This is a genomic window from Vicingus serpentipes (genome assembly GCF_007993035.1).
Lineage (GTDB): Bacteria > Bacteroidota > Bacteroidia > Flavobacteriales_E > Vicingaceae > Vicingus > Vicingus serpentipes.
The window spans coordinates 307,012-321,046 of record NZ_VOOS01000003.1 but is presented as its reverse complement, the minus strand read 5'-3'; the positions used below and the strand labels follow the sequence as shown (position 1 = coordinate 321,046).

Below are 14,035 nucleotides of genomic sequence, written 5' to 3'. Positions count from 1 at the left end.
ATTTTATTCAAAATGATTGTGATAATCTTTTTGGCTTGCTATAATTACTTTTATAGCTTCTTCTTTACCATATACATGAGTAATTTCAACATTAGGCTTAGCTCCTTCACCAGGGATTCCTTTGTACGTTAAAAAATAATGTTTTAATCTTCTTATCAAAGATTCTGGACATTTATCTAAATCATTCCAATCATCATAAACCTCATCGCCTTTTAAAATTGCAATAATTTTATCATCAGCTTCTCCATTATCTATCATCCTAAATCCACCAATTGGAATTGCTGGTACAATTATATTTCCGTGTGTTATATTTCGTTCTGTCAATACACAAACATCTAATGGATCTCCATCACCAATAATATTTGTTTTTTCTGACTTCTCCATACATAATTCAGCAACATTTTCAGCACAATAAGTTTGTGGAATAAATCCATATAAAGCAGGGACTATATTCGAAAATTTTTGAGGCCGATCTACTTTTAAAAAACCTGAGGCCTTATCAATTTCATATTTTACTGAATCAGATGGGGTTATTTCAATAAAAGTAGTCACAATATTAGGTGCATTTTCTCCTATTTCAATGCCATGCCAAGGGTGAAGTAGAAATTGATTTTTAGGCTTTTTTTCCATAATAATATTTTTAAGAAGGTATTAAATATGCTTATAAATACCTTATTTACTTTTTTGTTTCTAATTTTGAAGTGCGAAGTTAATCAACTATACTCCAAAACTTAAAATATTTTGAACAATAAACTTACCATTGGATTTTCACCTTGCCCAAACGACACTTTTATTTTTGATGCATTAGTCAATCATAAAATAGATAATGAAGGATTAGATTTCGATGTGTATTTAGGTGATGTAGAAGATTTAAACCAAAAAGCATTCAATAATGAATTAGATATCACAAAAATAAGCTATCATGCTTTTGGGTATCTAACCAATAATTACGTTTTATTAGATGCTGGAAGCGCCTTAGGAAAAGGTTGTGGGCCTTTATTGATTTGTAAACCAACTACTGAAAAATCACCACTCAACGCATTGAGTATTGCTATTCCGGGGAAATATACAACAGCAAACTTTTTATTAAGTATTGCTCATCCTGAAGCAATAAAAAAAGAAGAAATGTTATTTTCTGATATTGAAAATGCTGTTTTAAGCAACAAAGTAGATGCTGGGTTAATTATCCACGAAAATAGATTTACTTATCAAGAAAAAGGATTGGAGAAAATTATTGACCTTGGAGAATATTGGGAAAAAGCTACTGGTACTTTAATTCCTCTAGGCGGAATTATTATTAAACGAGAATTACCCTCAGAGATACTTAAAAAAGTAAATCGTTTGCTTCGAAAAAGTATAGAGTATGCATTTAATAATCCTGAATCGCCTGTAACTTATATGCAACAAAACGCTCAAGAAATGGATAAAAAAGTAATGATGCAACATGTTGAACTTTATGTAAATAAATACTCTATTGATTTAGGAGAGGAAGGAAAAAATGCCATTACTCAAATGTTTAACTTAGCACAAGAAAAAGGGATAATCCCTAAAATAGAAAAGAATATTTTTATAGATTAATTATGATAGTAGTTACAGGTGCTGCAGGATTTATAGCAAGTTGTTTAGTAAGTAAATTAAACCAGGAAGGTTTTAAAGACATTGTTTTAGTAGACGATTTCTCAAATACTGAAAAGAATAAAAACTTTGAAGGAAAAACTTATACTAAAAAAGTTGATAGAGCAGAATTTATTTATTGGCTAAAAGAGAATCAACAAATGGTTCAGTTTATTTTTCATATTGGAGCAAGAACCGATACTACTGAGTTTGATAAAACCATATTTGATAAACTTAATTTAAATTACACGAAAGACATCTGGAATATTTGTGTTGAACATGGTTTACCTTTAGTTTATGCTTCATCTGCTGCAACCTATGGTTTGGGAGAATATGGGTATGAAGATAGCCATGATTTAGTAAATAAATTAAAACCTTTAAACCCATACGGTGATTCAAAAAATGATTTTGATAAATGGGCTTTAGCTCAAGAAAAAAAGCCTTATTTCTGGGCAGGTTTAAAGTTCTTTAACGTTTATGGACCTAACGAATTTCATAAAGGACGAATGGCTTCGGTTATTTTTCATGCTTTTAAACAAATTACTGAAACTGGTAAAATGAAATTATTTGCCTCTCATAATCCTAATTATAAAGATGGTGAACAATTAAGAGATTTTGTATATGTAAAAGATGTGGTAAATGTTTGTATGTTCCTTTTACACCACAGAAAAGACTCTGGCTTGTATAATTTAGGTTCTGGTAAGGCTCGTACCTTTTTAGACTTAGTTAAAAACACATTTAAAGCAATGGGCAAAGAAGCTGATATTAGTTTTGTACCAACTCCTGAAGACATTAGAGACAAGTACCAGTATTTTACTGAAGCAAATATGGCTAAACTAAAATCTATTGGCTATAACAAACCATTCCATACACTGGAAGAAGGTGTTGAAGATTATGTTAAACATTATTTAATTGATAATAAATATTATTAATGTAACAGATATTATCTATTTAATTCATTTTTTAAAAAGTAAATATTCTAAAGTTAGAGTCTTCATTTTTTTTACCTATTTTAGCTATAACTAATTAAATTTCAAAAAGATGAAACTTTTTTTAATACTATTATTTACTACTATATTTTCAATTCGTTCTTATTGTTCTGACCCCACTACAATAAATTTTTGTGCGAATACTTCAAACACTATAGCTCTAACGGACTTGTTAAATTGTAACGAGTTAGTTGTAAGTAATGCAACATTTAGTGTGCAAACTCTAAAAATAGGCTTTACGGTTAATGGTAATTACTACGAACAAACTATTACAGGAAATACTATTCCTCAAACATTTATAAACAACATTCAAACTTATCAACCTAATTTATTGTATATCGAAGATATTGTTCTAATTGATTCAAACAATCAAGAGAAAAATTTAAAACCGATTAAAATTAAAGTTAGCAACTAATACATTTATCTATATTTAATATTGAAGTGAAGTCTCTAAAAGATTCTTCACTTCTTTTTTTATAATTATTTTTACATATACATTATAAAATAAAACCTCATCGACAATTTAACTCCATTAGCAGAACGATTAAGACCCAATACTTTTGAAAATTATATTGGACAACAACACTTAATTGGTGAAGGATGTACTTTGCGAAATTTTATCGAAAAAGGGATTATTCCTTCCATGATATTTTGGGGCCCACCCGGAGTTGGAAAAACTACTTTAGCAAACATAATTGCTAATTATTTAAAACGACCTTTTTATACTCTAAGTGCAATTAATTCTGGCGTTAAAGATGTTAGAGAGGTAATTGAAAAAGCAAAATCACAACAATTTTTCGGCACAAATAATCCTGTATTATTTATTGATGAAATACACCGTTTTAGTAAATCTCAACAAGATTCTCTTTTAGGAGCAGTAGAAAAAGGAACTATCACGTTGATTGGTGCGACTACCGAGAACCCTTCATTTGAAGTAATCTCAGCACTACTTTCTCGTTGTCAGGTTTACATTCTAAAAGAACAAACCAAAGAAGATTTATTAAAATTAATTGACATAGCCCTAACTCAAGACGAATTTCTTAAAAAGAAAAAAGTAGTAATTAAAGAATATGAATCTTTACTGCAACTGTCTGGTGGCGATGCACGAAAGTTATTGAATACTTTAGAGATTGTTATCAATAGTTTTTCTTCTGATATAATTGAAATAACAAACGATATCGTTGTAAATACAGTACAGCAAAATTTGGTTCGCTATGATAAAACAGGTGACCAGCATTACGATATTATTTCAGCCTTTATAAAATCAATACGAGGAAGTGATCCTAATGCTGCAGTTTATTGGTTAGCTCGAATGCTTGAAGGTGGTGAAGATCCTAAGTTTATTGCCCGACGACTATTAATACTTTCTTCTGAAGATATTGGAAATGCGAACCCTACAGCTTTGGTTATTGCAAATAATTGCTTTCAAGCCATAAATGTAATTGGTATGCCAGAAGCAAGGATAATATTATCTCAAGCTGCTGTTTATTTAGCCACCTCACCAAAAAGTAATGCTTCTTATGCTGCTATTAATATAGCACAAGAATTAGTTCGAAAAACTGGTAATTTATCTATACCTCTTCATTTAAGAAATGCACCAACCAAATTGATGAAAGATATCGGCTACGGTTCTAATTATAAATATTCTCATGGTTATGAAGGTAATTTTGAAGTTCAAGAATATCTACCAGATGAAATAAAAGGAACTACACTTTTTGAACCTGGGAACAATCCTAAAGAAGCTAGTTTTAGAAATTTCCTAAAAGATAAATGGAAAGATAAATACAACTACTAGATACCCTATTTTGTGAATTTTAGCAAACATTAAAAACTTTAAAATGAATGTTTTGTTAAAGACATCATAAATTTAAAAGCTAAGAATGACAAAAAGTAAACTTTATATTTCACTTGAGTTAATCCTTTTATTTATTGCCTTACCACTCCTCCTCTTATTACCTATTTTGCTGATAATTAAAATTTCAGTTGCATTGGTAGGAGTAGTTTATATTTTCTGGAATTTGATTAAGAATAAACAACTTAGAAAATCAAGTTTATTAAAATTAAGTGTATCAAAACAATGGAAATCAATTGTTATAAAATTTTCAATAATGATAATTGGATCAACTTTATTAATGTATTTTCTTAACCCCGAAAATTTATTTATTGTAGTTCGTAAAAATGTATTGATGTGGATTAGTGTTTGTTTTTTCTATGCTCTTTTCTCTGTTTATCCTCAAGAATTAATTTATCGAACTTTCTTTTTTTATCGTTATAAAACTTTGTTTCCAAATACTACAATACTTATTGCTGTTAATGCAATTATGTTTTCTTTAGCCCATTCTGTTATGAAAAATTGGCTAGTACTTGGATTAACCTTAGTTGGTGGTCTAATATTCGCGATAACATACAATAAAAGTAAATCAGTAATGCTAACATCAATAGAACATTCTTTATATGGAAGTTGGTTGTTTACTTTGGGCATGGGAGAAATGTTAGCATTTCCTATGCCTCAATAAAACTGAAAGGCCTATTTTAAAAGTATTTTACTTTAGTTTAACAGCTAATAATGTATTTTTCAATAAACTAGCAATAGTCATTGGCCCAACTCCTCCTGGAACAGGAGAAATAAAAGCACATTTTGGAGCTACTTCAGCAAAGTTAACATCCCCCAATAACCTATATCCTGATTTTTTAGTGTTGTCTTCAATTCTATGAATACCGACATCAATAACTGTCGCCCCTTCTTTAACCATATCTGCGGTAACAAACTCAGGCTTTCCAATTGCAACAATTAATATATCAGCTTGTAATGTAATTTCTTTTAAATTTTGAGTTCTACTATGTGTAAGAGTAACCGTACAGTTGCCTGGGTAAGAATTACGAGCCATAAGCACACTCATTGGTGAACCAACGATATGACTTCTACCTATAACAACACAATGCTTACCTTCTGTTGGTATATTGTAATGCTTTAACATTTCAGTAATACCGTATGGTGTTGCAGGTAAAAAACTTGGTATATCCAACAACATTTTTCCTAGACTAACTGGATGAAAACCATCAACATCTTTAGAAGGATCAATAGCTTCAGTTACTTTTTGTTCATCAATATGCTTTGGCAATGGAAGTTGAACAATATATCCATCAATAACTTTATTGTTGTTAAGTTTTTCAACCTCTTCTAATAATAATTCTTGTGAAATAGTTGAATCTAATTGAACTAAAGTAGATTCAAATCCTACTTTTTCACATGCTTTAACTTTAGCATTTACATAAGTAGTGCTTGCTCCATCATTACCAACAAGTATAGCAGCTAAATGAGGTACTTTTCCTCCATTTTTTTTAAGTTGTTCTACTTCTAAAGCAATTTCTTCTTTTACTTTATTAGAAACTTCTTTTCCGCTTACTATTGTTGGGTTAATCATATTATTGTTGTTTAGGCATATTTTTCATCATCTGAGCCATCTTTTTCTTATCTCCCATCATACGCATCATTTTACTTGTTTGGTCAAATTGTTTAATTAATCGATTAACCTCCTGAATAGATGTTCCACTTCCTCCTGCAATTCTTTTTCTTCTACTACCAGTTAATGATTTTGGATTTTCTCTTTCGTATGGAGTCATTGATTGAATTATAGCTTCAATACCTTTAAATGCATCATCATCAATATCTACATCTTTCATTGCTTTTCCAACACCAGGAATCATACCCATCAAATCTTTTACATTACCCATTTTTTTGATTTGAGCAATTTGACTCATAAAGTCATTAAAATCAAATTGATTTTTTGCAATTTTCTTTTGAAGTTTTCTTGCTTCTTCTTCATCATATTGTTCTTGAGCACGTTCAACTAAACTAACAACATCTCCCATTCCCAATATTCTGTCTGCCATACGCTCAGGGTAAAAAATGTCTAATGCTTCCATTTTTTCTCCTGTACCAACAAACTTAATTGGCTTATCAACAACTGTTCTAATTGATAATGCTGCTCCACCTCTTGTATCACCATCTAATTTAGTTAATACAACTCCATCAAAATCTAATTTATCATTAAAAGCTTTTGCAGTATTAACAGCATCTTGTCCCGTCATCGAATCTACAACAAACAATGTTTCTTGAGGGTTTACAGCTTTTTTAACCTGCTCAATCTCATTCATCATTTGCTCATCGATAGCTAAACGTCCAGCTGTATCTATAATTACAACATTATGTCCTTTACTTTTAGCATGAATTACAGCTTGTTTAGCAATATCAACAGGATTCTTATTTTCTTTATCACTCCATACTTCAACCCCAACTTGCTCACCAAGTACATGCAGTTGATCTATTGCTGCTGGACGATAAACATCACCAGCAACTAATAAAGGTGATTTTCCCTTTTTAGTTTTTAAATAGTTAGCTAGCTTTCCTGAAAAGGTTGTTTTACCTGAACCTTGAAGTCCTGAAATTAAAATAACAGCAGGATTACCTGAAATATTAATATCAGCCATTCCTCCACCCATCAATTTAGCTAACTCATCGTGAGTTATTTTTACCATTAATTGATTTGGAGATACTGCATTAATTACATTTTGTCCTAATGCTTTTTCTTTTACAGTGTCGGTAAATTGTTTGGCTACTTTATAACTAACATCGGCATCTAATAATGCTCTTCTAATTTCCTTTACAGTTTCTGCAATATTAATTTCCGTTACTTGCCCTTGTCCTTTTAATACTTTAAAGGCTCTTTCTAACTTATCGGATAAACTATCAAACATATTTTGTTGTATTTTTAAGTACTTACAAAGCTAATATTTCTATCTAATATATTTAAACTGATATTGAAAAGGTTTAAATTAAATATTTAACAAACCAATTATTTTTTAATCAAAAACTCAACAAATAACACATCTTAATATTTCTTTATTAATTTTAAACTTAAAATTTAAACAAACTAAACTTAAAACTAACAAACTATGAAAATCTTTATCAAACTATTTTCCGTATTTTATTTGGTTGGTAGCTTTATTACTATTCAAGCACAACAAATTAGTGACCATTGCGGATTTAATCACGCCATGGAATACCAGAATAGTTTAAACCCTAACTATAAAGAGCAGGCAAATAATATTTATAGAAACCATCTTGAAAATGCAAACTCAAATAATGAAAATCAAAAAAAAGCTGGTGTAACATATACTATTCCCGTTGTTTTTCATGTTGTTTGGAACTCAGCTGTACCAGCACAAAATTTAGCAGATAGTGTTTTATTTGAACAAATAAATGTACTAAATGAAGATTACTCAAGAACTAATGCTGATACTTCTAACTTAAGACCAGCATTCTTACCTATAGTTGGAACTGCAGATATTCAATTTCAATTAGCGTGTAAAGATCCAAGCGGTAACCCTACAAATGGAATAGTAAGAGTTCAAACAGATTCTTCTTTTGGTGGTGGGGCACTACCTGATATGGCTTCAATTAGTAAAATTCAATACACAAGTCAAGGTGGTTCTGATGCATGGAACACAGCAGAATATTTAAATATTTGGGTTGGTGACATAAATAGTGGTAATGACCCTTCTTTATTAGGTATTGCTACTCCTCCTGCTGGCTTACCAAATTGGCCTGCTGGCTCTATTCCTGCTGAATTAACAGACGGAGCAATTATTCAATACAATGCTTTTAGTAGAAATAATCCAAATTTAATAACTGGAATACCTGTGAATGGTAGAACAGTTACTCATGAAGTTGGACATTACCTTGGAGTAAGGCATTGTGCAGAAAATACTTTTGGAGGTTTATTAGGAAGCATTTGTGGTGATGATGATGGCTTAAATGATACTCCTAATTGTGACCAATCAGCTCAAGGCTGTGATGTTTCAAGAAACTCTTGTACAGATACTATTCCTGGTATTGGTGATTTACCAGATATGGTTGAAAACTACATGGATTACTCCGATCAAACGTGTCAGAACAGCTTTACCCAAGGTCAAGTTTCTATTATGCGAGATGTGATTGTTAATAATCGTGCTGGACTTTTAACATCAACTGGCCTTGATTGCCCTACATCAATTGAAGAAAATAGTCTTGCAAATTCAATTAGTGTTTACCCTAACCCTTCTAGTGGATTTGTAAACATAAAAAGTGATAATGCTAATTTTAAATTGACTGTTTACAATAATTTAGGTCAAGAAATCATTCCTAATTTCTTAAGCAAAACTCAACTTCAACTTCCTTCAAAAGGAATTTACTTCCTAAAGTTTTCGTCTGAAAAAGAAACTTTAGTGAAGAAAATTGTAAATCAATAAGCTAAAAACAGCAAGCATAAAAAAATCCCGAACCAAATTGGTTCGGGATTTTTTTATGCTAAATTGTTACAAGTAAAACTTGTCTTCGAATTATTTTTTAAGCTAAAACTTCACTTACTTTTTGTGCAGCTTCTTTTAACAATACTGCAGAATGAACATCTAATCCAGACTCATCAATTAACTTTTTAGCTTCTTCTGCATTTGTACCTTGTAAACGAACAATAATTGGCACAGGGATATTTCCAATGCTTTTGTAAGCATCTACAACCCCTTGAGCAACTCTATCACATCTTACAATACCTCCAAAGATGTTAATTAAAATTGCTTTAACGTTAGGATCTTTCAATATCATTCTAAATGCTTTCTCTACTCTTTCTGCATCGGCTGTACCACCTACATCTAAAAAGTTTGCTGGCTCTCCACCTGACAGTTTAATGATATCCATAGTAGCCATTGCTAAACCTGCTCCGTTAACCATACAACCAACATTACCATCTAAATCAACATAGTTTAAACCTGCCTCTTTAGCTTCTAATTCAACTGGGTTATCTTCAGAAGGATCATGCATTGCTGCAATATCTTTATGTCTGTATAAAGCACTTTCATCAATACTTACTTTTGAATCAACTGCAATAATTCTGTTATCAGAAGTTTTTAATACTGGGTTAATTTCAAACATTGAAGCATCAATACCATCATAAGCTGCATATAAAGAAAAAACAAATTTTGTCATTTCTTTAAATGCTTGACCTGATAAGCCTAAATTAAATGCTATTCTTCTTGCTTGAAATCCTTGCAATCCAATTTGTGGATCGATTTCTTCTTTATAAATTAAATGAGGTGTTTTTTCTGCAACAGCTTCAATATCCATTCCCCCTTCCGGAGAATAAATAATAACATTTCTTCCTGTCTCTCTGTTCATTAAAACTGACATATAAAACTCTTCAGTTTCTGACTCTCCTGGGTAATAAACATCTTGTGCAATTAACACTTTGTTTACTTTTTTACCTTTAGCATTAGTTTGGGCAGTTACTAAGTGACCACCTAAAATACCTCTTGCAATATCTTCAACTTTGTCTAATCCTTTAGCCAAAACAACACCATGAGATCCAGTTTCAGTAACAGTTCCTTTACCTCTACCACCTGCATGTATTTGAGCTTTTACAACAAACCATTCAGTACCTGTTTGTTTATTTAATTCTTTAGCAGCTTCAACTGCTTGCTCAGGTGTATCAGCAACAATTCCTTCTTGAATTGCAACACCAAATCCTTTTAACAATGATTTCCCTTGATATTCGTGTATATTCATTACAATAGTTATTTTGTGAATTAAGTAACCAAAAGTAGTTTTTTTGATAGGTTTTTCAAAGCTGTTTTCAATAAACTTTTACTATATTTTTGAAATAAATTTTATATTCATTTTCTTGCACTACTTTTAAAAAACAAGAAAATTAATTACAAACTAAATTACTAGATAGCTATTTTTAATTCTAACTTAGTATTCTTAACATTGAACTATGATTATCATTGAGAACATACATAAATCATATGGTGATTTAAAAGTTTTAAAAGGAGTAAACTTAACTATTGAGCAAGGAAAAATTGTTTCAATTGTTGGTGCATCTGGTGCAGGAAAATCTACTTTACTTCAAATTATTGGCACATTAGATTTACCAGATGAAGGTTCTGTTAAGATTAACGAGGTCGTTGCAAATAAATTAAATGATAAACAACTTTCTTTGTTTAGAAATAAAAATATTGGTTTTGTCTTTCAATTCCATCATTTATTACCAGAATTTACTGCTTTAGAAAACATTTGTATTCCAGCTTACATTCATAAAACACCAAAACCTGAAGCTGAAAAGAAAGCATTTGAACTCCTAGCTATTCTTGGATTATCAGAAAGAGCAAATCATAAACCATCAGAATTATCTGGAGGAGAGCAACAACGTGTCGCAGTTTGTAGAGCGTTAATTAATAACCCATCTGTTATTTTAGCTGACGAACCTTCTGGAAATTTAGATTCTGCTTCTGCAAAAGATTTGCACGAACTATTTTTTAAACTTAGAAAAGAGTTTAACCAAACTTTTATTATTGTAACACACAACGAAGATTTGGCAAACATGGCTGACCAAAAACTAGTTATGAAAGACGGCAATATTGTTGAGTAATTTTAGTTTACCAAACAATGAATTTTCAAATTAAAACATACACTCCACCTCAACTTTTAGAATTTATTAATTCTGAAGAGTTTAAACACCTCGAAAATTATCCCATTACTCGTCATAGAGCTTTATCTCACATAAATAATCCAAGAAGTAGTGAAACAGACAAAATACTCTATATCGCTTTTGAACGAAATAAAATAGTTGGCTATCGGCTTATAATGGTTGATAGTATAAACATTGACAATCAATCTGAAAAGGTTGGCTGGTACAGTTGTGTTTGGGTGCACCCTCAAAAAAGAGGTAGTGGTATTGCCAAAAAACTAGTTGAATTATCACTAAAAGATTGGGGTAACAGTATTATTTTTCAAGGTCCAGTTACAGCGTCAAAAAACTTGTACACAAGTACTAATGTTTTTAATGAGGTATTTATTTCAGGTTTAAGAGCTTATTCTCGCTTTGATAGTAATGAAGTTATTACTTCAAAAAAACCGAACCTTAAACCATTCTCTTTTTTATTCAAGCTCACTGATGGTGCTTTTAATTTTTTTGTAGATAGCTTCAGTTCAAAAAGAAATTCTCCAAACAATACTGAAGTAATAACTGAAATTGATGATGAAATATTTCAATTTATTCAAAAACATCAAGCATCAAATTTATTTAAAAGAACAAAATCAGAATTCAATTGGATAATAAATTACCCATGGGTGCTTTCTTCTAATACTATTGACCACGTTAGTGCTAACTATCATTTTTCAAGTATAGCTAAAGATTTTAGGCTTATAAATATAAAATTTTATAACAAGAACCAAGTAATCGAAGGCTTTGTTACACTCCAAATAATAGATAAGCACTTATCTGTTTTCCATGCTTATTTTAATAAAAGTCAAGCAGAGAATGTGTTAAATTATATTTATTACATTATTAAAAAGGATAAAACCAACTCGTTCAGTGTTTATAATCAAGAATTGATTAACCTTATTAATAATAATCCAAATCCCTTTATTTATAAAAAAACATTAAAAAGAGGATTCTATTACAGTAAAAACTTCGAACATTATTTCAAAAAAAATCCCCAACTATCTTTCGAAGCTGGGGATGGAGATATGATTTTTACTTAAGTCTTATTTCGCGTAATTCACTGCTCTTTTCTCTCTAATCACAGTTACTTTTACTTGTCCAGGATAAGTCATTTCAGTTTGAATTTTTTGAGCTAATTCAAACGACATTGTATCAGCTTCAGCATCAGTTACTTTTCCACTTTCTACAATAACTCTTAATTCTCTACCTGCCTGAATAGCATAAGCTTGTTCAACACCTGGGTAAGTCATTCCTATGTTTTCTAAATCTTTAATTCTTTGAATATAAGATTCCATAATTTCACGACGTGCTCCTGGTCTAGCTCCTGAAATAGCATCACAAACCTGTACAATAGGAGAAATAATTGTTGTCATTTCAATCTCATCGTGGTGAGCACCAATTGCATTACAGATATCTGGTTTCTCTTTATATTTTTCAGCTATTTTCATACCTAAAATTGCGTGTGGCAATTCTGGTTCATCATCTGGCACTTTTCCAATATCATGTAAAAGCCCCGCTCTTTTAGCCAACTTAGCATTTAAACCTAATTCCGAAGCCATTGTAGCACAAAGGTTTGCTACTTCTCTAGAGTGTTGTAATAAGTTTTGACCGTATGAAGAACGATATTTCATTCTACCAACCATTCTTATTAATTCTGGATGTAATCCATGAATTCCTAAGTCTATAGTCGTTCTTTTACCAACCTCTATAATTTCTTCTTCTAATTGTTTTTTGGTTTTCTTAACTACCTCTTCAATTCTAGCAGGATGTATTCTTCCATCAGTAACTAATTGGTGAAGTGACAATCTAGCTATCTCTCTACGCACAGGATCAAAACATGATAAAATAATAGCTTCAGGAGTATCATCAACAATAATTTCAACTCCAGTAGCAGCTTCTAAAGCCCTAATGTTACGACCTTCTCTACCAATAATTCTACCTTTAATTTCATCACTTTCAATATTAAATACCGAAACTGAATTTTCAACTGCTTGCTCTGTTGCAACACGTTGTATAGTTTGAACAACTATTTTACGAGCTTCTTTGTTTGCATTAATTTTTGCCTCATCAACAATATCTTTAATATGAGCTAATGCATCGGTTTTAGCTTCAGCTTTTAAAGCCTCAACTAATTGTGATTTTGCGTCTTCGGCTGTTAAACCAGAAATTACTTCTAATTGTTCTACTTGTTTACGGTGAGCTTTTTCTAATTCAGTTTCCTTTTTACCAACTATATCTAATTGATGTGTAAGGTTTTCTCTGATTTTGTCAATATCAATTTCTTTACGCTTAACTTCTTCTAATTGCTTAGATGCAGATTCATTTTTTTGCTTTGCTCTATTTTCTAGATCTGCAATTTTTCTTTCTCTTTCATTAATAACCTTTTCATGCTCTTCTTTTAATTGCAAAAATTTCTCTTTTGCTTGAAGAATTTTTTCTTTTCGAAGAACTTCTGCTTCTGCTTTAGCATCTTCAATAAGGGCTTGACTTTTCTTGTCTCCTCCTTTTTTAAATATAATTGAAACTATCACAGCAGCAGCTCCTGCTCCAATAATAAGTCCAATTATAATACTTAGTAAATCCATTTTTTATTTAATTATTTAAATTAATAACAAATGAAATTGAGAAAAACAGCTTTACTATTTTTTTAGGTATAAAAAAACCCGCACAAAGTGGCTTGGATAAACCCAAGATAAAAAATGATTGGAACCGCCTAGTATTTTCAAACTTCCCATGTTCACATCTGTGAATATCCTTACGGAGTTACGAGGGGCCTGTTTTCGATTACTAATGAGCTATGCTCCAATTAAGTAAAACGTTAGTTTATCAAACAAAAATTTGTACGGGAGTTTTTATTTTTTAGAAAACTCTAAAAAAATATTATTACCAGTTATG

General features: G+C 30.9%; 13 protein-coding genes. 8 read left to right on the top strand and 5 right to left on the bottom strand.

The window, feature by feature from the left end:
- Window positions 1–3 precede the first annotated feature (3 nt).
- The gene (locus FRY74_RS07855) at window positions 4–630 is read right to left on the bottom strand and encodes an inorganic pyrophosphatase (RefSeq protein ID WP_147100258.1); all 627 of its coding nucleotides are present in this window, start codon (window positions 628–630) and stop codon (window positions 4–6) included.
- A 111-nt stretch (window positions 631–741) separates the two neighbouring features.
- Between FRY74_RS07855 and FRY74_RS07850 the strand changes: the two genes are divergently transcribed.
- The 5 genes from FRY74_RS07850 to FRY74_RS07830 all read left to right on the top strand — a co-directional run bounded on the left by FRY74_RS07850 (window position 742) and on the right by FRY74_RS07830 (window position 5,119).
- Entirely contained in the window at window positions 742–1,578 is an 837-nt protein-coding gene (locus FRY74_RS07850; RefSeq protein ID WP_147100256.1) for a menaquinone biosynthesis family protein, read from the top strand.
- Window positions 1,579–1,580: 2 nt separating this feature from the next.
- Entirely contained in the window at window positions 1,581–2,546 is a 966-nt protein-coding gene (gene rfaD, locus FRY74_RS07845; protein ID WP_147100254.1) for an ADP-glyceromanno-heptose 6-epimerase, read from the top strand.
- A 109-nt stretch (window positions 2,547–2,655) separates the two neighbouring features.
- The gene (locus FRY74_RS07840; RefSeq protein ID WP_147100252.1) at window positions 2,656–3,018 is read left to right on the top strand and encodes a hypothetical protein; all 363 of its coding nucleotides are present in this window, start codon (window positions 2,656–2,658) and stop codon (window positions 3,016–3,018) included.
- 99 nt (window positions 3,019–3,117) lie between these two features.
- Entirely contained in the window at window positions 3,118–4,398 is a 1,281-nt protein-coding gene (locus tag FRY74_RS07835; protein ID WP_147100250.1) for a replication-associated recombination protein A, read from the top strand.
- An 85-nt stretch (window positions 4,399–4,483) separates the two neighbouring features.
- Complete coding sequence (locus FRY74_RS07830; RefSeq protein WP_147100248.1) at window positions 4,484–5,119, top strand: CPBP family intramembrane glutamic endopeptidase; 636 nt, start codon at window positions 4,484–4,486, stop codon at window positions 5,117–5,119.
- A gap of 27 nt (window positions 5,120–5,146) precedes the next feature.
- Here FRY74_RS07830 and FRY74_RS07825 read toward each other — a convergent pair whose 3' ends face one another.
- Both FRY74_RS07825 and ffh read right to left on the bottom strand, forming a co-directional pair.
- On the bottom strand, window positions 5,147–6,028 hold the full coding sequence (locus FRY74_RS07825; protein ID WP_147100247.1) for a bifunctional 5,10-methylenetetrahydrofolate dehydrogenase/5,10-methenyltetrahydrofolate cyclohydrolase: 882 nt from the start codon (window positions 6,026–6,028) through the stop codon (window positions 5,147–5,149).
- Window position 6,029: 1 nt separating this feature from the next.
- Complete coding sequence (ffh, locus tag FRY74_RS07820) at window positions 6,030–7,361, bottom strand: signal recognition particle protein (RefSeq protein ID WP_147100245.1); 1,332 nt, start codon at window positions 7,359–7,361, stop codon at window positions 6,030–6,032.
- Between the two features lie 198 nt (window positions 7,362–7,559).
- Here ffh and FRY74_RS07815 point away from each other — a divergent pair, with 198 nt between their 5' ends.
- Window positions 7,560–8,894 carry a zinc-dependent metalloprotease gene (locus FRY74_RS07815; RefSeq protein WP_147100243.1) on the top strand — a complete coding sequence of 445 codons (1,335 nt, stop codon included), beginning with the start codon at window positions 7,560–7,562 and terminating at the stop codon, window positions 8,892–8,894.
- Window positions 8,895–8,991: 97 nt separating this feature from the next.
- Here the strand turns inward: FRY74_RS07815 and sucC are convergent, their stop codons facing one another.
- Window positions 8,992–10,203, bottom strand: a complete 1,212-nt coding sequence (gene sucC / locus FRY74_RS07810; protein ID WP_147100242.1) for an ADP-forming succinate--CoA ligase subunit beta — start codon at window positions 10,201–10,203, stop codon at window positions 8,992–8,994.
- A 208-nt stretch (window positions 10,204–10,411) separates the two neighbouring features.
- Here sucC and FRY74_RS07805 point away from each other — a divergent pair, with 208 nt between their 5' ends.
- Window positions 10,412–11,065 (top strand): ABC transporter ATP-binding protein, encoded by a 654-nt coding sequence (locus FRY74_RS07805; protein ID WP_147100240.1) that lies wholly within the window; start codon window positions 10,412–10,414, stop codon window positions 11,063–11,065.
- A 17-nt stretch (window positions 11,066–11,082) separates the two neighbouring features.
- The gene (locus FRY74_RS07800) at window positions 11,083–12,180 is read left to right on the top strand and encodes a GNAT family N-acetyltransferase (RefSeq protein WP_147100238.1); all 1,098 of its coding nucleotides are present in this window, start codon (window positions 11,083–11,085) and stop codon (window positions 12,178–12,180) included.
- Between the two features lie 3 nt (window positions 12,181–12,183).
- Here FRY74_RS07800 and rny read toward each other — a convergent pair whose 3' ends face one another.
- The gene (gene rny, locus FRY74_RS07795; RefSeq protein ID WP_147100237.1) at window positions 12,184–13,725 is read right to left on the bottom strand and encodes a ribonuclease Y; all 1,542 of its coding nucleotides are present in this window, start codon (window positions 13,723–13,725) and stop codon (window positions 12,184–12,186) included.
- Window positions 13,726–14,035 lie beyond the last annotated feature (310 nt).